This is a genomic window from Shinella sedimenti (genome assembly GCF_022601905.1).
GTDB classification, from domain to species: Bacteria; Pseudomonadota; Alphaproteobacteria; order Rhizobiales; family Rhizobiaceae; genus Shinella; species Shinella sedimenti.
Map to the genome: position 1 here is coordinate 55787 of NZ_JAKVIN010000006.1, position 22059 is coordinate 77845.

Consider the following 22059-nt stretch of genomic DNA (forward strand, 5'->3'; position numbering starts at 1 on the left):
GGTCATTCTCCTGCGGGTGTCGTGCCAAGCGGCATGTAGAGATCGCCACCCTCGCGGAACTTTGCGGCCATCGCCTCCAGCCCCTCCTTCTGGGCTTCGGCGCGGATGTCGTGCGAGATGCGCATGGAGCAGAATTTGGGGCCACACATGGAGCAGAAATGCGCCACCTTGTGTGCTTCCTTGGGCAGCGTCTCGTCATGGAACGAACGGGCCGTTTCCGGATCGAGCGAGAGGTTGAACTGGTCCTCCCAGCGGAACTCGAAGCGGGCGCGCGACAGCGCGTCGTCGCGGATCTTTGCCGCAGGATGCCCCTTGGCGAGATCGGCGGCATGGGCAGCGATCTTGTAGGTGATGACACCCACCTTCACGTCGTTGCGGTCGGGCAGGCCAAGATGCTCCTTCGGCGTGACATAGCAGAGCATGGCCGTGCCGAACCAGCCGATCATCGCCGCACCAATACCCGACGTGATGTGGTCGTAGCCAGGCGCGATGTCGGTGGTCAGCGGGCCGAGCGTGTAGAACGGGGCCTCGCCGCAGGTCTTCAGCTGCTTGTCCATGTTCTCCTTGATCTTGTGCATCGGCACATGGCCGGGGCCTTCGATCATGACCTGGCAATCCTTGGCCCAGGCGATCTGCGTGAGTTCGCCGAGGGTTTCGAGTTCAGCGAACTGCGCCGCATCGTTGGCATCAGCAATCGAGCCGGGTCGCAAGCCGTCGCCCAGCGAGAAGGAGACGTCATAGGCGCGGCAGATGTCGCAGATTTCCTCGAAATGCTCGTAGAGGAAGCTCTCGCGATGGTGATGGAGACACCACTTGGCCATGATCGAGCCGCCGCGCGAAACGATGCCGGTGACGCGATTGACGGTGAGCGGGATGTAATGCAGCCGCACGCCGGCGTGGATGGTGAAATAATCGACGCCCTGTTCGGCCTGCTCGATCAGCGTGTCGCGGAACACGTCCCAGGTCAGGTCCTCGGCGATGCCGTTGACCTTCTCCAGTGCCTGATAGAGCGGCACAGTGCCGATCGGAACCGGCGAATTGCGAACGATCCATTCGCGGATGTTGTGGATGTTGCGACCGGTGGACAGGTCCATGACGGTATCGGCGCCCCAGCGGATCGCCCAGACCATCTTTTCGACCTCTTCAGCCATGGAGGAGGTGACGGCGGAATTACCGATATTGGCGTTGATCTTCACCAGGAAATTGCGGCCGATGATCATCGGCTCGGCTTCGGGATGGTTGATATTGGCGGGAATGATCGCCCGGCCGCTGGCGACCTCCTGGCGGACGAATTCCGGCGTGACGAAATCGGGAACATGCGCGCCGAAGCTTTCGCCGTCACGGATGAGGGCGTCCTTCGCGGCCTTGCGGCCGAGGTTTTCGCGAATCGCGATGAATTCCATTTCAGGCGTGATGATCCCGGCACGGGCATAAGCGAGCTGGGTCACAGCCTTGCCGTCCTTCGCCCTGCGCGGGCGGTTGCGAATGGGGAATTCCGGCGTCAGCCGCTCGCCGGTTGCAAAGCCGTTGTCCTCCGGGCGGATGTGGCGCCCTTCATAATCTTCGGTATCGCCGCGCGCGATGACCCAGCTTTCGCGCAGCCGCGGCAGGCCGCTTTCGATGGCGACGATGTGGTTTGGATCGGTATAGGCGCCCGAGGCGTCGTAGACGATGACGGGTGGCTCGCCCGAGGTCGGGTGAAGCGAAATCTCGCGCATCGGCACGCGGATCTCGGGATGCTGTTCACCGGCAATGTGGATTTTGCGCGAGGCAGGCAGAGCGCCGGTGGTGACGGTCGGGGTAAGCTTCTGGGCGGCAATATTCATCGTGAGGCTCCAAGTTCGGTTTGGAGACCCAGTCCTAGAGCCGGAATGATGGAAGAACGCAGAGACGGAATCCGGGTTCTCGGATGTCCTGCCACAGCGCTTGCACCGTCCCTACGCCAGTATGAACTGGATCAGGTTCAACGGGTCACTGCGCTGCGAAAGCCAGCAGTATCTCAGCCCCTTGTCGGGACCCCCCTGGTGAATGCCTTAAGCAAAGCCGCTGCCGGGCGATTTGTCAACATGCGTGATTTAGGTAAGTTTATACTTACCTGATTTGCGCCGCACAAAAAAGAAACGGCGGAGCAAAGCCCCGCCTTTCCCTTTGAAATCATTCGCGAAAACTATTCGCGTTCGCCGGTGAAATTCAGCAGCAGCTGGAAGATGTTGACGAAGTTCAGGTAGAGCGAGAGCGCACCGAATACCGCCATCTTCTGCTGGGATTCCTGGTCGATGTTCTCGGCATATTGCGACTTGATGTTCTGCGTATCCCAAGCCGTCAGGCCGACGAAGACGAGGATACCGATCACCGAAATCGCGAACTGCAGTGCGCTGGAGCCCAGGAAGATGTTGACTATCGACGCGATCACGACGCCGATCAGACCCATGATCAGGAACGAGCCGAACTTCGAAAGGTCACGCTTCGTCACATAGCCGTAAAGGCTCGTCGCGCCGAACATGGTTGCGGCGATAAAGAAGGTGCGGGCGATGCTCATGCCGGTGAAGACGAGGAACACCGAAGCGAGCGAGAGGCCCATGACGGCGCAGAACGCCCAGAAGGTCATCTGTGCCGTGCTGGCCGACATCGTCTGGATCTTGAACGAGAAGAAGAAGACGAAGGCGAGCGGCGCCAGCATCACCACCCACTTAAGCGGCGACGAGAAGATCGGCACGTAGAGCGCCGGCGTCGAGCCGACGATGAAGGCGACGAGGCCGGTGATGACCAGACCGGCGCCCATGTAGTTGTAGACGCGCAGCATATGCTGGCGCAGGCCTTCGTCGAAGAGGGCCGCGGACTGCGCCTGTGCGCCGTAGCCAAATCGCTGTTGTACGGGTTCCATCTCATATCTCCTTATGGAAACGGTTGATCAGTAGAGCGTGCGCGAAAGGTCGCGCGCGGTTTGTGTCAGGTCGTCGGCCTTGCGGCTTTCGGAGACCAGTGCATAGGCGACGTCGCCGATCTGCCAGTAGGCTGCGCGGGCATTGTCGGCGTGAAACAGCAGGACATGCTGCACGGCAAACGAACCCGGGCGTACGGCGAAGAGCGAGAGGCGCTCGTTTGCCTCCGGTTGCAGTACCAGTTCGACGCTTGGACCGTAGGCCGAGGGGAAGACCTGCGTATCGAGGACGGTCCAGCCTTTCGGCAGGTCCGGCAGGACGATGGCGGTGGCCGAGCGGATCTCCGCACGGTCGAACGTCTCCGTCTCCGGCTGCGATGCCATCGTGTCGCGCAGCAGCGTCGTTCGGTGGGCGCGCACAGCCTCCTCCACGAAGGCCGGCGGCTGCACCGAGGCGATGACCTCGGTCGCGCCGAAGGGCCCGAACACGGCATGGGCGATCCAGCCGGCCGCCACGAAGAGTGTAATCGCGGCGGCCCGGCGGAACACCGAAAGCATACGGCGGCGTGACAGCGAGCGCTCCAGCTGACGCGCGGCCTCGCGGGTCTCCTGCCGGATCACGGTGCGGTGGTCGGCGAGCGCCAGGCGCAGCTCGTCGCGCACGCGCAAATCCTTCATGATCTGCGCGGCGACGGCCGGGCGCTCGGACAGGTAGGCTTCCACCTCGATGCGCCGCCCGACGGCCAGCTGGTCGTCGACATAGGCGTTGAGATCGGCTTCGAGGATGGGGTCATTGCTGGTCATCGCCAGTGCCTCCGACAATCCTGAGATGCGTGACGGTCGCGGACGGGCCGCTTTGTTCGAATGTGCGCAAGCGCTCGCGCGCCCGGGCGACGCGTGACATCAGCGTTCCCACGGGAATGCCGAGGGCGGTCGCCGCTTCCTGGTAGGAAAGCTCCTCGATCGCGACGAGGTGCAGGGCCGCGCGCTGCTCTTCGGGAAGCGTGAAGAAGGCGTTGCGCAGCTGCGTGAGGCGCACCGAATGATCCTGATTGGCCGGTATCGCGGTCTCGGCAACTTCGGCCGCGCCATCGTGGCGGCGCTGCATCGAACGGCGCTGGCGCAAGCGGTCCACATGCGCATTGTGCAGGATCGACATCAACCAGTTGCGAACATTCGCACCGGTGCGGAACGTGCCCTGCCGTTCATACGCTTTCACCAGCGCATCGTGCACGAGATCCTCGGCGTCATCCGGATTGCGGACGAGCGAAAGTGCGTAGCGCCTGAGCGCCGCAAGCTGTCCGATCACGTTGAAGCCGGGTGTCTTTGCGTTCATGCCCCAATATACGAGAGCTGAACGGCTTCCATTCCATCGATTGCCGAAAAAAATTCAGAACCAGTGCAGAACGACTGCGGCGAGCAGGAGGTAGCGGCCGAACTTGGCGATGGAAACGACCAGCACGAAACGAAAAAACGGCTCGCGCATGATGCCGGCTGCGACCGTCAGCGGATCGCCGACCATCGGTGCCCAGCTCAGAAGCAGGCTCCACCAGCCGTATTTGCGATACCAGTTGCCGGCACGCTCGAGGCTTGCGGCGCTGACCGGAAACCAGCGCGCATGGCGGTATCGCTCGATGCCCCGGCCAAGCAGCCAGTTGACGACGGAGCCGAGCACGTTGCCCGTTCCGGCGACGATGATCAGGAGGGTGAGTGAATAGCTGCCGGCGGCGAGCAGGCCGACGAGTACCGCTTCGGATTGCGCCGGCAGAATGGTGGCGGCGATGAAGGCGGCGAGGAAAAGGCCGCCATAGGCCGCTAGCGCGCTCATCCGGACATCTCGGTCATACCGCTCTCCGTTCGCGCGCCGGAATGCGCGCCCGCCTCCGATAGACGGTGCGGTCGGCTTGGGAAAGGGTGTGAAAGGTCTTTATCGCCGTATGGGCGGCCAGCCAGCCCTTGCCTTTCCGATCAGCAGAGGGCGGAACGGTTCATCAGCATGATGTCGTTCGCCGTCAGCGTCATGCGCGACGGTTCGTCGATCTCGTTCAGGACGGCGCGAAGCGCGGTGTCGAGGCAATATTCGACGGCCTCGACCTCGAGGCCTTTTGCGGTTTCTACTGCAAAGGCGAGCATCCTCGCGAGCGCCATCAGTTCGGTGCCGCGGTCTTCCATTTCGATCGTATCGATTTCCATATGTGCTGGCCCCCGCCGCGTCGATCTTACCCCTGCCTGCGAGTATAGGCATGGCGACCGGCTTTGGCGCGTGACTCAGGCGTGACACACGCGGAATGCGAAATTGTGTGACTAAAGCGGTTTAAGATTGATTTGCGGCCATACGCCACAGAGAGGTGGCCCGAAACGTCCAATCACTGCGTTTTTCGGGCTTTTTGCCCGACCACGAGGTCATTTCTTGCACAAGCGCCAGGGCGTCCTGCCGTTTCTGGTTTACGGTCCATTCGGTCAGGAGTTGTGTCGTAACCGTCCATTCAGTCCGGTTTTGAGCCGCCTTGAGGATCGCGGGCCATGTGCGGTCCTTGTAGAAAAGCCGCCGCGCGGCGTCGCGAAGGCGTGCTGCTTCGCGCGTTTCGACGATCCGTTCGGCCTCCATCCGATCAAGCGTCGCGTCTACATTGACGAGAGGGAGAGAAAGCGCGGGGTATGCGAGTTCTGCCGGGCCATGCAGAAGCGCGACATCGGCATCATCCAACCGGCGTCCGCTCGCATAATCTTCGTAGATCTGTCCTATGCCCACCATGCCGAACGCGGCGCATTCGACGGCGCGCAGCGCGCCCATGCTGGCCGCGCCGAAGACCGCGACGCCTCCCTGCAAGGCATAAAGGATTTCCTTGTGCCAGACGGGCGCGACATGTTCGAAGCCGCCGTCGATGATGCCGATCGCCGTTGCACCGGCGCGAACGGCCACCAGAACGTCCCCATGCACGGCGGGTGGACGGACAGCCAAGACATCGCCGCAGAGCTTGGCGGCATCGGGCAGGCTCGGTCCAACAAAGAGAAGCTTCATGATGGTGCAAAGGCCATGCGGGAAAGCGCACGCATGCCGACAGCCTGGCGTCTTGCGCCTTCCGGGCTTTCGAGGCCGGGTACGACGACCTTGACGACGGAGATCGGCAGGGAGGAATCGCCAAGCGGCACGGCGACGATGGGTGCGATTTTCGCTGCGGCAAGCTTTTCCAGAACCCAGTCGAGCAGCGCTGCCGCATCGCCCTCAGGTGCTGCATAAAGGGTGGACGAACGTGGCGCAGCGTTGAACAAGGCCAGCGTTTCGGCCGCCAGCGGTCGGCTGAACGTTTCTGCAAACAGGTCGTCGCGCGCGCCGCTGATGTAAGTGAGGCGTGATTGCGCAACCTCGGTGAGTGCACGGATCGCGGCGCGGGCCGGAACAGGATGCGTGCCATAGCCGATCGTCACATCATGAAAGAGCGGCTGCTTTTTTTTGGCGAGCCCGGCATTGCCCAGGACGGCCGCATAGGTGGGGATGGCAAGGTCGCTGGTGAGGTCAAACAGCCGCAGGGCCAGCCCGGCATTGCGAAAACGGTCAGCAAGGTCGTCGATAACGGGATCGGCGAAAGCAGCAGGGTCGATGGCAGTCGACAGACGCTTTGCCCGCTGCAGCAGGCGCCACAGGCGATCGGCATCGCGTTCGACGCGTTCGAGGAGGCCGTGCAGCACCGCCTCCGTTTCCGAGTTTCCCGATGCCAGGCCGTCGGAGGATTGCCAGAAGCGGGGTGTGAAGTCGGTCCGGTCCAGGCAGACCGCCTCCTTCGGCACCCAGATGCGCTCGCCGGTCGCGACATCGCGGCCCGCGAGCCAATCGAGTGTTTCGTCTGCGGTCAGGAGCGATTGTCCGGTCGCCACGAAGAGGTCTAGCGGCAGGCATGTTTCACCTGCTTGGGCGAAATCCCGGCGCGCGGCGTGGCGGCTTGGCGCGAGGGGCTCGCCTGCGATTGCCCGTTCCAGCGCCTCCATGGCGGCCGATACCTTCGCATCGATATCGGATATGCCCTTGCCCTGGTTGATGACGATCGAGCGCGCATTCGGGCTCACGGCATTCCACACGGGGATGCCGAGGTGATCCAGTCCCGTCAGGCGGGAGAGGCGGGTGATGCCGAATCGGGGCAGCAAGGCCTCGATCCGGCTCCAGGTCTGTTCGGGGCCGCAGATGCGGTCCGAATAATGCGGCACCGGCTTAATTGTCCAGGAAGCCGCCGGAAACATCGAGGAAGCCGCCGGAAACGGAATCGGCGGACTTCGCCAGCGCGGCGAGATTGACGCCCTTGACGACGACGGCGCCGGCCTTGCGCAGATCGTCGGCTGCCTTCAGGTCGCCGGTTGCAGGCGACGTGATCTTGGACACGGTGCCGGCGTCAAGATCCGCAATCCAGAGACCGTCTTCGCCTGCAACGCCGAGCACAACAATTTTAGCCATTCAAACCTCTCCTTTTCATTTGGTGAAATACGCTTACTTGAAACCTGCTTTTTTCAGACCTTCGCGATAGTGCTGGCGGTGCCATTCTTCCTTGATCGGCACGACCGCCATCCAGGCATTGAAATCGAAATTCGGATTGATGTCATAGGTACGCCGAACGAAGAGCCGTGCTTTCTTCATGTCGCCGAGCATTGCCCAGCAGGCAGCCGAAAGCCGGTGTACCGGATCCTTATCCTTCATCTGTGAAATATAGGCGAGCGCCTCCTCGTACCGTCCCAGCGAATAGGCCGCGCTGGCGGCCGTCCAGAAATATTCGTCTGGCGGCAGAGGGTTGAGGTCGATCGCGTGCTCGATCTTTTTCAAACCCTCATCCGGCCGCGACGCCTGGACCAACGTGTCGGCGTAGCTTGCAATGACATTGGCATAATGCGGGCTAAGCGCCTCGGCGCGGTCCAGATAGTGCGCGCTTTCATCGAACTGGCGGGAGTAGAGCTTGACAACTCCGAGTTCGCGGTAGCCAGATGGCAGGCGCTCATCCGCTCGAATGGCGTCCTGCGCGTGGATTTCCGCCTGATGGAGAAGTGCTTCGTCGCCACGGGCCGTCACAAGCCATTCAAGGAAGTAACTGCGGGCGAGGCCGCTGAGCGCGGGCGCAAAGCTGGCCTGTAATTGCAAGGCGTCGCGGAAGCTCTTGCGGGCGCGTCGGATATCGCGCAGGTCGAGGTTTTTCAGCTGGCCCTGGCCAAAGAGGAAGTTGCGATAGGCATTTGCATCGCCCTCATAGCCGCTGCGCACCAGTTCGTTGTCCTCGATCCCCGTGGCGATTGCGCCGGCGATGCGATGGGCGATCATCTGGCGCGACCGCAGCAGGCCGTCGGATGAAAGCGGGAATCGTTCGGCCCAGATGACCTCGTCGCTGCCGAAGAAGATCAACTGAGCAAAGAGCGTATGGCCGGCACCTTCGCCCCGCAACCGGGTCTCGAGGATGTAGCTGATCTTGTGACGTTCGTAGGTCGCCGCGCGGTCCGTCTGGCCGGCAATCTGGGTGGCCGTGTGCGGCGCGATGATCGATATGGACCGCAATGCGCATAGCCCGATCGTCACATCCTCGATCAGGGCTTCGGAAAAACCGGCAGCGGCGCGCGAAGCGTGGTTCGTGGCGGGCGGTAGCAAGACGATACGCGGTGGGTTCTGGCGGGCCGGCGCAATCTCGACGTGGTCCTGAACGGGCAGGCAAGCGGACGGCTGGACCGTCATCAGGGCAGGGCGCGGCGTGACGATATGGCCTGTCAGGACGCTACGGACTTCATCATCGTCCGGGTTTGCCTCCAGCAGCCTCAGCGCCGCGGCGGACCGGACCTGACGCGAAGCACCGGGTGCCTGTCGGCTTCCTTCAAGCAGCGCATTCCGCAGCAGGGCCATGTGAGAAGCCCGTTGCAGGGCAATCCACTTGGTCAGAGCCTGCGTGTCCGGCCTTATGTTCTTCAGGAAGTCCTCGGTCAGCCGTTCCGCTAGCAGGGCGAGCGGGGCATTTTCGCCTATTGCATCCAGATCGCTCTCGATGCGTTCGGGGCCGAGCGCAATGGTGCTGTCGGTGAAGATCAGGAAACTGCGCGAGAGATCGCGCTGGCGCTTTTGCACGCGCGACACGGTCTGACGCAGACTGGCATAGGCGGCAGCCGGGTTGGCATCGTCCCAGAACAAAGCGGCGGCATCGGCGCGCGGTATGTCCGGCAGGCCGCGCGCCGTGAGATAGCTCAGGATCAGCAGTGCCTTTTCCGGGAAGACGATATCCTCGCCGCTCTCATCGAGCAGGCGCAGATGGCCAAGCGTCTTCAGCCGGGCCGGCATGCGGCAATCAGATCCGCTGTTCCGGTGCTGTTTCTGTGCGTTCGCTCGAGAGTTCGCTGGCCTTGGAAAGAGCGGTGGCGAGCGAAATGATCGACTTGCGCACGCCCGCATCCTCGATCTTCAGGAAGGCGCGGTTGAGATCAAGGCCTTCCTTCGACGAGACGAAGGTGGATACGTCACCGGTATCGTGGCCGGCACCCGTGGTTGCACCCGAAGCGTCGTCGTCCTGGAAGAAGAAGCTCGGTGGCACACGGAATACGTCGGAGATGGCCTGGAGACGGCTGGCGCTGATGCGGTTCGTGCCCTTCTCGTATTTCTGCACCTGCTGGAACGTAACGCCGAGACGATCCGCAAGCGCTTCCTGACTCATGCCCACCATGAGGCGGCGCAGGCGTACGCGGGATCCGACGAACACATCAATCGGGTTGGGGGTTTTCTTGTTCATGAGAGCTTTCTCCACTTCGATCATGCGGGGGCATGGCGTGGTCATATTAATCGGGGCCACTCTGCTTGAATCGCCCGGCCGATGCAACTGCTACAACGCAATTTCATCGCTACCGTAACGTGAGGCGACGTGTTGCCTAGATATCGTAACTGTGTGGCGCGCTCAGGGATGCAATGAACTTTTTCGTGCGCTCCTGCTGCGGCGTCGAGAAAATGCCGCGCGGCCCGCCCTGTTCTACCACGACACCTCCATCGAGGAAAACGACCGTATCGGCGACGCGCGAGGCAAGACGCAGGTCATGGGTGGCCATCACCATCGTCGTGCCTTCGCGCGCAAGGCGGCTCAGCACCTCGACCACCTCTTCCGCCAGCTCCGGATCGAGCGCGGAGGTGGGTTCGTCGCAGAGCAGAACGCGCGGCGATGGCGCAAGCGCGCGGGCAATGGCGACACGCTGCTGCTGGCCGCCGGAAAGTGTTGCCGGCCAGGCATCCGCCTTATGCGCCATTCCAACCTTTTCCAGGAGTTCCATGGCCCGGGCCCGGGCCTTGTCGGCCGGCCATTTCAACACCGTGATGAGACCCTCCATCACATTGCCGATCGCCGTCTGGTGCGGAAAGAGCTGGAAGTTCTGGAAAACCATCCCGGTCTGGCGGCGCAGCTTCTGGATGGCATCCCAGCCCACCGGTTTGCCCGGGACGAAATCGATTTTCTCTGTACCGAGGCGGATAGACCCGGAGGTCGGAATTTCCAGCAGGTTGATGCAGCGCAGCAGCGTGCTCTTGCCGCCCCCGGACGGCCCCACCAGCGCGGTGACGCTGCCTTCGGCGAGCTGCAGGCTGATGTCGCGCAGGACATGGTTGTCGCCAAAGCGCTTTTCGATATGTTCGAGTTCGATCATGTCCTGGCCTCCAGGAAGCCGCCATAGCGGGCAAAACGCTTCTCCAGCCGCACTTGCAGCGCCGATAGAACGGAGCTCAAGGCCAGATAGATCAGGGCGGCCTCGATGTAGAGGATCAGCGGCTCGTAGGTGGTGGCGACAATGCGCTGCGCGGTCTGGAAGAGTTCCGGCACCGTGACGGCCGCCGCGAGAGACGTATCCTTCACCAGCGAGATGAATGTGTTGGAAAGTGGCGGCACGGCGACGCGGCCTGCCTGGGGCAGGATCGTGCGGCGCATGGCCTGCGACCACGTCATGCCGATCGAATAGGCTGCCTCCCACTGGCCGCGCGGCACTGAGGAAATGACGGCGCGGATGATCTCGGAGGTATAGGCGCCGACATTGAGCGTGAAGCCGATGAGCGCGGCGGGGAAGGCATCAAGCAGGATGCCGACGCTGGGCAGGCCGTAGAAGATGACGAAGAGCTGCACCAGCAGCGGTGTGCCGCGAAACACCCAGACGTAGAAGCGGGCGATGTCGGAGAAGGGGCGGGGCGCAAAGAGCCGAACGACGGCCGTTAGCAGGCCGAGCGCCAGGCCGAGCACGAAGGAGAGAAGAGTGAGCGGAATGGTGAAGACGAGCGCAGCCCAGAGCAGGGGCGCAAGCGAGTCCAGCATCAGTTGAAGCCACGGCGGCACGGCGAAACCTCCGGAAATGCGACTGGCCGGGGGAAATCCCCGGCCAGTCGTAACGCCTATCTATATGCGAGGAAAGGACCGCCGCGAAGCGGTCACGCTGCAATTTACTTCGAGACGTCCTGGCCGAAATACTTGTCGGAGATCGTCTTGTAGGTGCCATCGGCCTTGATGTCGGCCAGCGCCTTGTTGATCGCCTCGAGCAGTTCCGGCTCGCCCTTGCGGATGATCACGCCGGAATAATCGGCATCGGCCTGTTCGGCGACGACCTTCACATTTGCGTCGGGCTTGTGCTTCTTGAAGTCGAGGAAGGACAAGCTGTCGTTGATCGTCGCGTCGGCACGGCCGGTCAGCACGAGCTGAATGGACTGGTCGAAGCCGTCGGTGCCGACGAGTTCAGCGCCAGCGCCCTCGGCGATCTTGCCGAAGTTGCTGGTCAGCGACTGGGCGGACTTCTTGCCCTTGAGGTCGGCGAAGCCCTTGATGCTGTCGTCGTCGCCGCGGACGATCAGAACGGCCTTGGAAGCGATGTAGGGCTCGGAGAAGTCGTATTTCTGCTTGCGCGCCTCGGTGATGCCGACCTGGTTGATCACGGCGTCGTAGCGGTTGGCGTCGAGACCGGCGATCAGGCCGTCCCATTTGCCTTCAAGGAACTCGGCCTTGACGCCCAGCTTCTCGGCGATGGCTTCGCCAATCTCGACGTCGAAGCCGACCAGCTTGCCGTCGGTGTCATGATAGGTGAAGGGTGCGTAGGTGCCTTCGGTGCCGATCTTCAGCGTGCCGGCCGACTGGATTGCGGCCAGGTTTTCGCCGGCATGGGCCGGTGCCAGGACGGCCACCTGAAGGGCTGCGGCTGCGGCAAGTGTCTTCAACCAGTTCATCTCGGGACTCCGTTTCTGGCTTGGATGTTCGATGGGCGATCAATCGCAGAAAACATTGCAAAACGATGGGCAGAAAACTGCGAATAGTTTCGGCAAATGCGAATATTTTTCTCATTCTCCGAAGCGCTCAGCGCTTTCGGACGGCTTAGTGAAGCAAGATATGGGCTGTGCATCCGCCGTTTCCAGGGTCTCTGCAGACGCTTGACCAGGTCCGCTTTCCTCCTCAAGGCTCGACAGGATTGTCGAGGAGAGGCTGAAGGATGCCATTTTCAGCGCGCCGAAGGCGGATTATACCAAGATTCTGATCGGCTTGGCCTACAATATAGTGGCCCGAACCGAAACGTAGGGAGACCGCATGGCCGAGGGCCGCCTGCCGCATATCGTTCTCTTCTCCGGCGGCACGGCCTGCCGGTCGACCAATCTCGCCCTCTGTTCCAAGCCGGTGCGGCTGACGCGCATCGTACCCGCCTGGGATAGCGGGGGCAGTTCGAAGGTGATCCGCGAAAGCCTCGGCCTCCTGGCTGTCGGTGACATCCGTCAGGCGTTGATCACAATGGCCTATGGCGAGGGACGGTCCGGCGACGTAGTGAAGCTTTGCAATGCGCGGCTTACCACCGGTGCGCGGGAGGATGCCCGCACGGAATTCGCCCTCTACGCTGAGGGGCGTCACCCGCTGCTGGAGCGCATGGAGCCCGGCCTGCGGGGTGCGATCCTGAATTATCTGCGCACGTTCCAGTCCGCGGTCGGCGACGACTTCGACCTTCGCAATGGCAGCATCGGCAACTTCATCCTGACCGGGGCGCATCTTGCCCATAACCGCGACATCAACACGGCCATCTTCGTATTCCGCAAACTCTGCGACATTACCGGCCATGTCTGGCCATCGACGGTTTCGCCGGCGGTGACGCTTTCCGCTGTGCTGACGGATGGCAGGGTAATCGACGGGCAGCATCGGGTGACGGCGCTCACCGATGAAGAGGGCGCGGCGGGTATTCGCGAGATTTCGCTTTCTGCAGGGGCGGACGGTGCGCCGGCCAATGACGCGGTGATCGAGAGTATCGAAAGCGCTGATGCCATCGTCTTCGGGCCAGGCAGTTTCTTTACAAGCGTGCTTCCGCACTTCCTGGTGGACGGCATTGTTGCGGCCATTGTCCGCAATGTACATGCAAGACGCATCTTCATCGGCAACATCCTGCAATGTCGCGAAACGCGCGGAATGGATCTGGCGCGCATGCTGGATGTGGCGGCGCGGGTGTGGCACGCCCAAGGTGGCTCGGAGATGCGCCTCTTCACCCATGTTCTGGCGAACCGCCAGTTGCTGCCCTTCGAAAAGAGCGCCGGCGCCTTCGCCTATCTTGGCAACGGCGCGCTGGATGAGACCTGCGCGCGGCTTGGCGCAGAGGCGGTCGTCGGGGAGTTCGAGGATGCCTGGCAGCGCGGCCAGCACGATGGCAGTGTCGTTGCGGATACGCTTTGCGCGCTTCTTCCGGTCCATGCGGGAATGCCACCGGCGAGTGCCTGATTTCCGGCATCTTTTGACGACCGATGGAACATTGTGTCGATCGTTCCGGCGCGATCTGTTTTTTGCCATTTGCCGCCATATATGGAATGCTTTGCCGGGACGGGCATTCCCGAACGTGATGAAAATGCCGTCACGGGTTTTTGCAATACGGAGAGGTTTTCACATGCGCCCAGTCGTCAAGTTTATCGGAGCAGCTTTCGCCCTCAGCCTCGCGGCCGGTGCAGCCAACGCCCAGGTCGTCGTCTCGTCGAAGATCGACACGGAAGGCGGCGTTCTCGGCAACATCATCCTGGCCGTTCTGAATGCCAACGGCATCCAGACAACGGATCGCGTACAGCTGGGTGCTACGCCCGTCGTGCGGCAGGCGATCACCGCCGGCGAGATCGATATCTATCCGGAATATACCGGCAATGCCGCCTTCTTCTTCGAGAAGGCAGACGATCCGGCGTGGAAGGATGCGACCAAGGCCTACGAGCTCGCCAAAACGCTCGATTTCGACGCCAACAAGATCGTCTGGCTGACGCCTTCGCCGGCCAACAACACCTGGGCGATCGCGCTGCGTAAGGATATCGCCGAGCCCAACAAGCTCGCGACCATGAGCGATTTCGGCAAGTATGTTGCTGACGGAGGCAAGGTGGTACTGGCGGCGTCCTCCGAATTCGTGAACTCCGCGGCGGCGCTGCCGGCCTTCCAGACGACCTACAGTTTCACGCTGAAGCCGGACCAGCTCATCACGCTTTCGGGCGGTGACACGGCTGCGACCATCGCCGCTGCCGCCAACCAGACGAACGGTGCCAACGCCGCCATGGTCTATGGCACGGACGGTGGCATCGCGCCCTCGGGTCTCGTCGTTCTCGAAGACGACAAAGGCGTGCAGCCGGTCTACCAGCCGGCACCGATCATCCGCGAGGAGGTGCTGAAGGCCAACCCGCAGATCGAGGAGTTGCTGAAGCCCGTTTTCGAGAAGCTCGATCTCGTGACGTTGCAGGATCTCAACGGCCGCGTTCAGGTGGGCGGTGAGCCGGCCAAGGCGGTTGCCGAAGACTTCCTGAAGAAGAACGGCTTCATCAAGTAATCCGACTTTCCCTCCGCCCATCCGGGCGGAGGGACCTATCCGAAAGGGGCGCATGGGGTTCAGGATCGACAAGCTCGGCGTGGTGATCGCCGCATTGCTGGCCTATGGCGGCTTTCTGGCGCCCTTCGCCAATTTCCGGGCAAATCGTATCGTGCCGGGCGAGGCGCGATGGATTGTCGAGGCGCTTCCGGCCGGTTACGGGGCAGCGCTGCTCGCCTTCATTGCTGTCGCCATCGTTCTGATCGTCCTGAATACGCCGACGTTTTTCCGGCTTCTGCTCGGTCTTGTCGCGCTGCTGGGCCTTGCGTTCCTCATTGGCCTCTCTGCCGGTCACCTGACGCCGCCTGAAAACACCTATGCGCGTGTCTCGCCCGCTTCCGGTTTCTGGCTGTCGAGCTTCGCCTTTGCGCTGCTGACGGCCGATGCGCTGGCGCGTTTGCGGCTCTCGCCGCTCGCCCGGATCGGCCTGCTGCTGGCCGTTGCCGCGACGGTCGTGGGCCTTCTTGTGTCCGGCGTATGGGACGGGCTTTCGATCCTCAAGGAATATGGAAGCCGGGCCGAGACCTTCTGGCTGGAGGCAGGGCGCCACGTCGTTTTGGCCCTCGGCTCGCTTGCATCCGCATGCCTGGTCGGCCTTCCGCTCGGCATTCTCTGCCATCGCGTTCCGTCGCTGCGCGCCGGAGTGCTGAACGGGCTGAATATCATCCAGACGATCCCGTCGATTGCGCTATTCGGTCTTCTGATCGCGCCGCTCGGCTGGATTGCGCTCAATGTGCCGGGGGCCTCCGCGCTCGGGATTCGCGGCATCGGGGCAGCTCCGGCCTTCGTGGCGCTTTTCCTCTATTCGCTGCTTCCCGTCGTCGCCAATACAGTGGTCGGCCTTGCCGGCGTGCCGCGGGATGCCAACGATGCCGCCCGCGGCATCGGCATGACCGGTCGCCAGCGGCTTTTCGGCGTGGAGCTGCCGCTGGCTTTCCCGGTCATCCTCACCGGCATTCGCATCGTGCTCGTGCAGAATATCGGCCTTGCCACCATCGCGGCGCTTATCGGCGGCGGCGGTTTCGGTGTCTTCGTCTTCCAGGGCATCGGGCAGACGGCCATGGACCTCGTGCTGCTCGGCGCGGTGCCGACCGTAGCACTCGCCTTCGCCGCCGCCGTGGTGCTCGATGCGGCGACCGAACTTTCCAATTCCAAACGTGGCAGGGCGGCATGATCGAGATCGAGAACATCACCAAGCGCTACGGCGACAACACCGTTGTCGACACTGTCTCGATGACGGTCGAGCCGCATACGATTACCGTCATCGTCGGTACGTCCGGCTCCGGCAAGACGACGCTGATGCGCATGATCAACCGTCTCGTCGAACCCAGCGAGGGCATGATCCGCATCGATGGCGCGGACAATCGCTCGATCCCCGGTTACGAACTGCGCCGCCACATCGGTTACGCGATCCAGGGCCACGGCCTGTTCCCGCATCGTACGGTCGGCGAAAACATCGCGACGGTTCCGACCCTGCTCGGCTGGGACAAGAAGCGCATCGCCGCCAAGGTCGAGGAGCTGCTGACGCTGTTCCAGCTCGATCCCGCAGCCTTCGGTCCGCGGTATCCGCATGAGCTGTCGGGCGGTCAGCAGCAGCGTGTCGGCGTGGCGCGGGCGCTCGCCGCCGAGCCTAACATCCTCCTGATGGACGAACCCTTCGGTGCGCTCGACCCCGTCATTCGCGCCAAGGCGCAGGACGATCTTCTGGCGATCCAGAAGCATTTTGGCACCACCATCGTTCTCGTCACGCACGACATGGAGGAGGCGTTCCATCTCGCCGACAAGATCGCCGTGATGGACAAGGGCCGGATCGTGCAATGCGCGGCGCCGGAGGAAATGCTGGTGAACCCGGCGACGGATTTCGTCGAAACCCTGATCGGCGCGGAGGAGAGGCCATTCCGGTTGCTGTCCATCGGTACCGCGGGGGACGCCGCTGAGGCGGGTGAGGCGCGGGGTGAGCCGATCGCTGCCTCCCTCAGCCAGCGCGGGGCCTTGTCTTCGCTGCTCTGGTCGGGTCGCGAGGCCTTGCCGGTGGTCGGCGCGGATGGTGCCCCCCTCGGTCGTGTCACGCTAGCCGGTCTTGCCCGGCGCGCCGCGAGGCCGCAATGAGGCGGTTCCTGCCCAACCTGCTGCGGCTGGCAGCGCTGATCCTGTTGATTGCATTTCTGGTGCGCCCTGAGCTTTTCGAGCCGCTGCTGAAGCCGCTGGTGCAGGCGAATGCGCCGGCAATCTACAATCAGGGCAGCCTGCTTTCGCTGACCCTGTCGCACCTCGCCACGGTCTTCACGGCAACCTTCGCCGCAACCCTCGTCGCGGTCGGGCTTGCCATCCTCGTCACGCGACCGGTCGGCGCGGAGTTCCTGCCGCTCTCGCGCAGCCTCGTGAATATCGGCCAGACCTTTCCGCCGGTCGCCGTGCTGGCGTTGGCCGTGCCGATCGTCGGTTTCGGTGAGAAGCCCACGTTGATCGCCCTGTTTCTTTATGGCTTGCTGCCGGTCTTCGAGAATGCCATGACGGGTCTTTCGACGCTGCCGAAGGCGATCGTCGAGGCGGCGCGCGGGACGGGCATGACGGCCTGGCAGCAGCTGACGCGGGTGGAGCTGCCACTGGCGCTGCCTGTCATCCTCGCTGGTATTCGCCTTTCCGTGACGATCAGCCTAGCCACCGCCACCATCGGCTCCACGGTCGCCGCCAAGACATTGGGCGAGGTCATAATTGCCGGGCTGCAATCCAACAACCTGGCCTTCGTGCTGCAGGGCGGCGTCGTCGTTGCGGTGCTGGCTGTCCTCATCTACGACGCCTTCTCGGCCGTCGAACGTGCGCTAGCGCGTAGGGCCGGTCGGGTCTAAAGCATTTCCAGCCGAAGCGGGATCGCTTCGACGTCGGACGATGCAAAAATGCTCTAGTCGCCCGTTTCGAGATCGTAGACGAGGATGCCGGCAACCCCGCCCTCGGCCGCCGCCACAAGCCGGCCACCGGTTGCCTTGTGCTCCGGGTCTTCAAGATAGGTGTCGCGTGAGAAACTGTCGGCGAAATCGACGATGAAGCCGTCGGAGAAGCCTTTGTCCATGCCTTCTTCGGGGCTGACATTGGTGCCGATATGGACAGCAAGCATGCCCGGCAGGTGGTCCCTGAGGGTGTCGATCTCGTTGAACAGCTCCGTCTTGTAGGCGGTGGAGATGGTCGGCTTGAAGCGAATGAAAACGCAGTGGCGGATCATGATGTCCCCTATCGGATATTGGCACGCGCCCTGGGGCGTGCATCGTTGCGCTCATATTGGAAAACCTGGGCCGGGAGCGCGGGCAGGCCTCGAATAATATCGGCGCCCTTTTCGCCCACCATGATCGTCGGGGCATTGGTGTTGCAAGAGGGCACGCGCGGCATGACGGAGCTATCGCAGACGCGCAGGCCGTCAAGCCCATGCACCTTCAAATCCAGCCCGACGACGGCATCCGTACCCGTACCCATCTTGCAGGTGCCGACCGGATGGTGGTCCGTCTTGGCATTGGCGCAGCCGTAATCGAAGAGGTCCTCGTCGGTGACGAATTTCGGCCCCGGAAGCCGTTCGGCCATGACGAAGGGCTTCAGCGCGGCCTGCTGCATGATCTCGCGGGCGATCTTCAGGCCCTCGATCGACATCTTCCTGTCGTGCGGGTCTTCCCAGTAGTTCGGGTCGATCAGCGGTGCGGCGGCTGGATCGGCGGACGAAAGCCGCACTGTGCCGCGGGAGCGGGGATGCAGGTAGGCCGAGTTCAGTGTGACACCGGCATTCTTCAGCTTTTCGACGCCCGCCTCGATGCCGGAGCCGAGGCCGAGATGGAACTGGATATCCGGCGAGCGCGCATCGGGATCAGCATACCAGAAGCCGCCGGTCTCGAAGAGTGACGAGGCGACGGGGCCGGAGCGGAACAGCACATATTGCAGGCCGGCCCAGACCGTGCGGTGCAGCTTGGCGACGCCGTCATAGGTATGGTCGCCGGTACATTCTGAAATCACGAACAGATCGAGATGATCCTGCATGTTGGAGCCCACGCCGGGCAGGTCGTGCTTCACCTGAACGCCGACTGATCGGAGGTGGTCCGCCGGGCCGATGCCGGATTGCTGAAGCAGTTTCGGGGAGCCGATGGCGCCTGAGGAGACCAGCACTTCGCGTTCGGCCCGGATGGTCTCGACGCTCGTGCCGGTCACGACCTCGACGCCGACGGCGCGCGTTCCTTCGAGCACGACGCGGGCGACGCGGGCGCCTGTGCGGATCGTCAGGTTCTTGCGGTCCTTGATTGTCGACAAATAGGCAAGCGAGGCGGAGGAGCGGCGGCGATTACGCTGGGTCAGCTGGTAGAAGCCCACGCCGGCCTGCTGGCGGCCGTTGAAATCATGGTTGTAGGGAATGCCGAGTTCCTGGCCGGCTCGGATATAGGCGTCGCAGATCGGCAGCGCCGAGACCGGCATGGAGACGCCGAGCGGGCCGCCGTAGGAATGATAGTCGTCGGCAAAGCGCTGGTTGTCCTCGGCGCGCTTGAAGTAGGGCAGGATCTCCCGATAGCTCCAGCCCTCGCAGCCATCTTCGCTGGCCCACAGGTCATAGTCGGCGGCGTTGCCGCGGGTATAAAGCTGTGCGTTGATCGAGGAGCCGCCGCCGATGACCTTTGCCTGCGTATAGCGCAGGACGCGGCCCTTCATGTGCTTTTGCGGCACGGTCTCCCAGCCCCAGCTTGCAACGCCTTTGGTCATTTTCGCAAAGCCGGCCGGCATGTGAAACAGCGGGTTCCAGTCACCGCCACCGGCTTCGAGAAGCAGGACGCGAACGCTCGGATCTTCGGAAAGCCGGTTCGCCAAAACGCAGCCGGCCGGGCCGGCGCCAGTAATGATATAGTCGTAGGTCATGCCCTGGTCCTCAGAATGGTTCGGTGCCGTGGCGGTCGTGGGTTGCCCCCTCATCCGCCTGCCGGCACCGTCTCCCCGCAGGCGGGGCGAAGGAATTTGCCACGCCCTCTCGTATCTTTCGCCCCGCTTGCGGGGAGAGGGCGGGGTGAGGGGCACCCCCGCGCCGTGCCGTTCACAGCCGCCCGATCGAAAGTCCGCCGTCGAGATTGATCACCGAGCCGGTGGCGAAGGCGAATTTTCCCGTTGCCAGCGCTGCTGCGGCCGAACCGATATCCTCCGGCTCGCCCCATCGCTTCATCGGTACCAAGCCGCTCTCGATGAGTGCGTCGTACTTGGCGGAGACACCGGACGTCATGTCGGAGCGGATGATGCCGGGGCGGATTTCGAAGACAGAGATGCCGGTATCGGCGAGCCGCAGCGCCAACCCCTGGCTGAAGGCCGCGAGCCCTGCCTTGGTCATGCAGTAATCAAGCCGCTCGGGAGAGGTGAGGCTTGCCGAAACGGAGGTGATGTTGATGATCGAACGCGGTCCGGCGGCCTGTTTGGAATGCAGCATCGCCTTCAGCACGGCCTGCGTGAAGAAGACGGTGCCGCGCAGGTTGGTCGAAACGATCGTGTCGAAATGGTCCGGGGCGAGATCGAGAAAGTCGCCGCGCACGACGGAGGCGATGCCGGCATTGTTGACGAGGCAGGCAATCGCGCCAAGCTGGTCTTCAATAGCCACAACGGTCCGCGCATGGCCCGGGAGATCGGCAAGATCGCCCTTGACGTAGATGGCGCGCGCGCCGATCGCCGCAAGGTCGCTGATCACGCTTTCCGTCGTCGCATCGCCGTCGCCGATGCCGGTTATGGCGATATCGAAGCCTTCCGATGCCAGGGCCTTTGCGATGCCCAGGCCGATACCGCGGCGGCCGCCTGTGATGATGGCGACGGGTCTGTCCGGTGTCGTCATGCGGCCAGATCCCTGGATTGGATGTGATTGGCGACACGCAGCGCCTGCGCAGCTACCGTCAGCGCGGGGTTCACCGCTGCCGAGGTGGGCAGGTAGGAAGCATCCACCACGAAGAGGTTGGGATGATCATGGGCGCGGCACCAGATATCGAGAGGCGCCGTCGCCGGGTCATTGCCAATGCGCACGGTGCCGCACTGATGTGAAGGCGTGCGTTTGTCGAAGGCGCGCGCGAGCACGATGGGGAAACCGGCCTGCTTCAGCGCGGTCTTCAGTTTGGTCACAAGGTCGAGATGGGCCTGCCAGTTGGTCCGCGTCCATTTCATGACGATGCGGTCGCGATCCACCGTGATGCGGCTTTCGGGATGCGGCAGGTCCTCGCTCATGGCGTAGAAATCGATGGCGCGGGCGGCGACCTGCTCCAGCAGCCATTCCGGCGCGGAGGGCATGTTGGCCTTCAGGATTTTTCCCGATACGCGGCCGAGGAGCTGGACATTGCCGAGCGGAGGGCCACCGTTGCCATCCGACAGATAGTAGTCATTGAAGCCGAAGCTCTTCTGGTAGACCGAGGTGTTTCGGTAGAAGAGCGAGATGCCGATCACGGCGCTCGAATTGTGGTTCATGAAGTTGCGGCCGACCTGATCGGAGCTGTTGGCGAGCCCGTTCGGGAAAGCCTCTGAGGCCGAGCGCAGCAGGAGCGCAGCCGATTGCACGGCGCCGGCCGATAGGATCACGAGTTTCGGTGAAACGCTTTCCGGCTGATTGCCGCGCATGTAGTGCACCGTCGATATGGTGCGGCCATGCGGGGCGGTGGCGAGCCGGGTCACCCGGCAGTTCGTCCGCAATTCGACATTGGGATGTTTCAGCGCTTCGGCAAGGGCCGTGCTTTCCGCATCCATCTTGCCGTCATTGCTGTTCGGATGCGCATCCCATGGCGTCTTCGCCTTTGCCAACCAGCGGTCGATATCGACGCCGAGCGGCAGCGAATAGGGATGAAGGCCGTGCGCCTTCATTCTGGCGCGGACTTTCGCGATGGCAGGTTCATCCGGCACGGGCGGAAAAGGATAGGGCGCGGAGTGGTGCGGCTCGGTCGGGTCTTCGCCCAGCGCGCCGCGCACATTGTAGAGCTTTTCGGCGGCCGAATACCACGGCTCCAGCTCTTCATAGGCGAAGGGCCAGGCGGGGGAGACGCCCTCGCTGTGGCGCATCTCCTCGAAGTCCTCCTTGCGGTAGCGCACCAGTACCGCGCCGTAGAATTTCGAGTTGCCGCCGACATTGTAGTAATTGCCGGGGTTGAAGGCGGTGCCGTCGGCCTCGTACCACATCTCCTTGGGGCGGAAGTGGCCGCGCTGGAAAATCGCACGCTGGTCGCGGTTTTCCGGACGGTCTTGTAGGTGGTCGCCCGCCTCCAGAATGACGATCCTGGCGCCCGTCGGGGCAAGCGCGGCGGCCATGGTGGCGCCGCCGATGCCCGATCCGATGATGACGATGTCCGGCTGCGTGGTCATGGTTT

23 protein-coding genes and 1 riboswitch are annotated in these 22059 nt (G+C 62.9%); of the genes, 5 read left to right on the plus strand and 18 right to left on the minus strand.

All coding sequences use genetic code 11. The features are described from left to right. Positions 1-2: 2 nt before the first annotated feature. The 14 genes from thiC to MKI86_RS14670 form a co-directional block, all read right to left on the minus strand. Positions 3-1826 carry a phosphomethylpyrimidine synthase ThiC gene (gene thiC / locus MKI86_RS14605; protein ID WP_241601665.1) on the minus strand — a complete coding sequence of 608 codons (1824 nt, stop codon included), beginning with the start codon at positions 1824-1826 and terminating at the stop codon, positions 3-5. A 90-nt stretch (positions 1827-1916) separates the two neighbouring features. Then, positions 1917-2033, minus strand: a riboswitch (TPP riboswitch). 134 nt (positions 2034-2167) lie between these two features. Beyond that, entirely contained in the window at positions 2168-2884 is a 717-nt protein-coding gene (locus MKI86_RS14610; RefSeq protein ID WP_241601666.1) for a Bax inhibitor-1/YccA family protein, read from the minus strand. Positions 2885-2911: 27 nt separating this feature from the next. After that, complete coding sequence (locus MKI86_RS14615) at positions 2912-3685, minus strand: anti-sigma factor family protein (protein WP_241601667.1); 774 nt, start codon at positions 3683-3685, stop codon at positions 2912-2914. Further along, positions 3672-4217, minus strand: coding sequence for a sigma-70 family RNA polymerase sigma factor (locus tag MKI86_RS14620; protein ID WP_241601668.1), 546 nt, complete (start codon positions 4215-4217; stop codon positions 3672-3674). Before MKI86_RS14620 ends, MKI86_RS14615 begins: the two co-directional genes overlap by 14 nt. A gap of 54 nt (positions 4218-4271) precedes the next feature. After that, entirely contained in the window at positions 4272-4709 is a 438-nt protein-coding gene (locus MKI86_RS14625; RefSeq protein WP_241601669.1) for a YqaA family protein, read from the minus strand. A gap of 140 nt (positions 4710-4849) precedes the next feature. After that, positions 4850-5074, minus strand: a complete 225-nt coding sequence (locus MKI86_RS14630; RefSeq protein WP_241601670.1) for a hypothetical protein — start codon at positions 5072-5074, stop codon at positions 4850-4852. 121 nt (positions 5075-5195) lie between these two features. Then, on the minus strand, positions 5196-5903 hold the full coding sequence (locus tag MKI86_RS14635; protein ID WP_241601671.1) for a TfuA-like protein: 708 nt from the start codon (positions 5901-5903) through the stop codon (positions 5196-5198). Further along, positions 5900-7084 (minus strand): YcaO-like family protein, encoded by a 1185-nt coding sequence (locus MKI86_RS14640; RefSeq protein WP_241601672.1) that lies wholly within the window; start codon positions 7082-7084, stop codon positions 5900-5902. Before MKI86_RS14640 ends, MKI86_RS14635 begins: the two co-directional genes overlap by 4 nt. A 4-nt stretch (positions 7085-7088) precedes the next feature. Further along, the gene (locus MKI86_RS14645) at positions 7089-7328 is read right to left on the minus strand and encodes a hypothetical protein (RefSeq protein WP_241601673.1); all 240 of its coding nucleotides are present in this window, start codon (positions 7326-7328) and stop codon (positions 7089-7091) included. Positions 7329-7361: 33 nt separating this feature from the next. Next, positions 7362-9179, minus strand: a complete 1818-nt coding sequence (locus MKI86_RS14650; protein ID WP_241601674.1) for an AfsR/SARP family transcriptional regulator — start codon at positions 9177-9179, stop codon at positions 7362-7364. A gap of 7 nt (positions 9180-9186) precedes the next feature. Then, positions 9187-9624 carry a helix-turn-helix domain-containing protein gene (locus MKI86_RS14655; RefSeq protein WP_241601675.1) on the minus strand — a complete coding sequence of 146 codons (438 nt, stop codon included), beginning with the start codon at positions 9622-9624 and terminating at the stop codon, positions 9187-9189. Positions 9625-9760: 136 nt separating this feature from the next. Then, the gene (locus MKI86_RS14660; protein ID WP_241601677.1) at positions 9761-10522 is read right to left on the minus strand and encodes an amino acid ABC transporter ATP-binding protein; all 762 of its coding nucleotides are present in this window, start codon (positions 10520-10522) and stop codon (positions 9761-9763) included. Beyond that, positions 10519-11199, minus strand: a complete 681-nt coding sequence (locus MKI86_RS14665) for an ABC transporter permease subunit (protein WP_241601679.1) — start codon at positions 11197-11199, stop codon at positions 10519-10521. Before MKI86_RS14665 ends, MKI86_RS14660 begins: the two co-directional genes overlap by 4 nt. A 104-nt stretch (positions 11200-11303) precedes the next feature. Next, positions 11304-12077, minus strand: a complete 774-nt coding sequence (locus MKI86_RS14670) for an amino acid ABC transporter substrate-binding protein (RefSeq protein ID WP_241601681.1) — start codon at positions 12075-12077, stop codon at positions 11304-11306. 355 nt (positions 12078-12432) lie between these two features. Here MKI86_RS14670 and MKI86_RS14675 point away from each other — a divergent pair, with 355 nt between their 5' ends. The 5 genes from MKI86_RS14675 (at position 12433) to MKI86_RS14695 (ending at position 17562) form a co-directional block, all read left to right on the plus strand. Further along, on the plus strand, positions 12433-13599 hold the full coding sequence (locus MKI86_RS14675) for a gluconeogenesis factor YvcK family protein (RefSeq protein WP_241601684.1): 1167 nt from the start codon (positions 12433-12435) through the stop codon (positions 13597-13599). Between the two features lie 163 nt (positions 13600-13762). Continuing rightward, positions 13763-14674, plus strand: coding sequence for a glycine betaine ABC transporter substrate-binding protein OsmF (osmF, locus tag MKI86_RS14680; protein WP_241601686.1), 912 nt, complete (start codon positions 13763-13765; stop codon positions 14672-14674). 52 nt (positions 14675-14726) lie between these two features. After that, positions 14727-15887 (plus strand): ABC transporter permease, encoded by a 1161-nt coding sequence (locus MKI86_RS14685; RefSeq protein WP_241601688.1) that lies wholly within the window; start codon positions 14727-14729, stop codon positions 15885-15887. Next, on the plus strand, positions 15884-16822 hold the full coding sequence (locus MKI86_RS14690; protein WP_241601690.1) for an ABC transporter ATP-binding protein: 939 nt from the start codon (positions 15884-15886) through the stop codon (positions 16820-16822). The genes MKI86_RS14685 and MKI86_RS14690 overlap by 4 nt, the downstream gene beginning before the upstream one ends. Next, complete coding sequence (locus tag MKI86_RS14695) at positions 16819-17562, plus strand: ABC transporter permease (protein ID WP_241601692.1); 744 nt, start codon at positions 16819-16821, stop codon at positions 17560-17562. Before MKI86_RS14690 ends, MKI86_RS14695 begins: the two co-directional genes overlap by 4 nt. Before the next feature lie 53 nt (positions 17563-17615). Here the strand turns inward: MKI86_RS14695 and MKI86_RS14700 are convergent, their stop codons facing one another. From MKI86_RS14700 to MKI86_RS14715, 4 genes are all read right to left on the minus strand, one after another. After that, positions 17616-17933, minus strand: a complete 318-nt coding sequence (locus tag MKI86_RS14700) for a Dabb family protein (RefSeq protein ID WP_241601695.1) — start codon at positions 17931-17933, stop codon at positions 17616-17618. Positions 17934-17941: 8 nt separating this feature from the next. Continuing rightward, positions 17942-19597 carry a GMC family oxidoreductase gene (locus MKI86_RS14705; RefSeq protein WP_241601697.1) on the minus strand — a complete coding sequence of 552 codons (1656 nt, stop codon included), beginning with the start codon at positions 19595-19597 and terminating at the stop codon, positions 17942-17944. Positions 19598-19769: 172 nt separating this feature from the next. After that, complete coding sequence (locus MKI86_RS14710; RefSeq protein WP_241601699.1) at positions 19770-20549, minus strand: 3-ketoacyl-ACP reductase; 780 nt, start codon at positions 20547-20549, stop codon at positions 19770-19772. Next, positions 20546-22054: an FAD-dependent oxidoreductase gene (locus MKI86_RS14715; RefSeq protein ID WP_241601700.1), complete on the minus strand. Its 1509-nt coding sequence runs from the start codon at positions 22052-22054 to the stop codon at positions 20546-20548. The genes MKI86_RS14710 and MKI86_RS14715 overlap by 4 nt, the downstream gene beginning before the upstream one ends. Between the last annotated feature and the right edge of the window lie 5 nt (positions 22055-22059).

What these genes read in the sequence shown, in the direction of transcription:
- thiC (WP_241601665.1), bottom strand. Translation starts at nt 1,826, where the DNA reads ATGAATATTGCCGCCCAGAAGCTTACCCCGACCGTCACCACCGGCGCT.
- MKI86_RS14610 (WP_241601666.1), bottom strand. Translation starts at nt 2,884, where the DNA reads ATGGAACCCGTACAACAGCGATTTGGCTACGGCGCACAGGCGCAGTCC.
- MKI86_RS14615 (WP_241601667.1), bottom strand. Translation starts at nt 3,685, where the DNA reads ATGACCAGCAATGACCCCATCCTCGAAGCCGATCTCAACGCCTATGTC.
- MKI86_RS14620 (WP_241601668.1), bottom strand. Translation starts at nt 4,217, where the DNA reads ATGAACGCAAAGACACCCGGCTTCAACGTGATCGGACAGCTTGCGGCG.
- MKI86_RS14625 (WP_241601669.1), bottom strand. Translation starts at nt 4,709, where the DNA reads ATGAGCGCGCTAGCGGCCTATGGCGGCCTTTTCCTCGCCGCCTTCATC.
- MKI86_RS14630 (WP_241601670.1), bottom strand. Translation starts at nt 5,074, where the DNA reads ATGGAAATCGATACGATCGAAATGGAAGACCGCGGCACCGAACTGATG.
- MKI86_RS14635 (WP_241601671.1), bottom strand. Translation starts at nt 5,903, where the DNA reads ATGAAGCTTCTCTTTGTTGGACCGAGCCTGCCCGATGCCGCCAAGCTC.
- MKI86_RS14645 (WP_241601673.1), bottom strand. Translation starts at nt 7,328, where the DNA reads ATGGCTAAAATTGTTGTGCTCGGCGTTGCAGGCGAAGACGGTCTCTGG.
- MKI86_RS14650 (WP_241601674.1), bottom strand. Translation starts at nt 9,179, where the DNA reads ATGCCGGCCCGGCTGAAGACGCTTGGCCATCTGCGCCTGCTCGATGAG.
- MKI86_RS14655 (WP_241601675.1), bottom strand. Translation starts at nt 9,624, where the DNA reads ATGAACAAGAAAACCCCCAACCCGATTGATGTGTTCGTCGGATCCCGC.
- MKI86_RS14660 (WP_241601677.1), bottom strand. Translation starts at nt 10,522, where the DNA reads ATGATCGAACTCGAACATATCGAAAAGCGCTTTGGCGACAACCATGTC.
- MKI86_RS14670 (WP_241601681.1), bottom strand. Translation starts at nt 12,077, where the DNA reads ATGAACTGGTTGAAGACACTTGCCGCAGCCGCAGCCCTTCAGGTGGCC.
- MKI86_RS14675 (WP_241601684.1), top strand. Translation starts at nt 12,433, where the DNA reads ATGGCCGAGGGCCGCCTGCCGCATATCGTTCTCTTCTCCGGCGGCACG.
- osmF (WP_241601686.1), top strand. Translation starts at nt 13,763, where the DNA reads ATGCGCCCAGTCGTCAAGTTTATCGGAGCAGCTTTCGCCCTCAGCCTC.
- MKI86_RS14685 (WP_241601688.1), top strand. Translation starts at nt 14,727, where the DNA reads ATGGGGTTCAGGATCGACAAGCTCGGCGTGGTGATCGCCGCATTGCTG.
- MKI86_RS14690 (WP_241601690.1), top strand. Translation starts at nt 15,884, where the DNA reads ATGATCGAGATCGAGAACATCACCAAGCGCTACGGCGACAACACCGTT.
- MKI86_RS14695 (WP_241601692.1), top strand. Translation starts at nt 16,819, where the DNA reads ATGAGGCGGTTCCTGCCCAACCTGCTGCGGCTGGCAGCGCTGATCCTG.
- MKI86_RS14700 (WP_241601695.1), bottom strand. Translation starts at nt 17,933, where the DNA reads ATGATCCGCCACTGCGTTTTCATTCGCTTCAAGCCGACCATCTCCACC.
- MKI86_RS14705 (WP_241601697.1), bottom strand. Translation starts at nt 19,597, where the DNA reads ATGACCTACGACTATATCATTACTGGCGCCGGCCCGGCCGGCTGCGTT.
- MKI86_RS14710 (WP_241601699.1), bottom strand. Translation starts at nt 20,549, where the DNA reads ATGACGACACCGGACAGACCCGTCGCCATCATCACAGGCGGCCGCCGC.
- MKI86_RS14715 (WP_241601700.1), bottom strand. Translation starts at nt 22,054, where the DNA reads ATGACCACGCAGCCGGACATCGTCATCATCGGATCGGGCATCGGCGGC.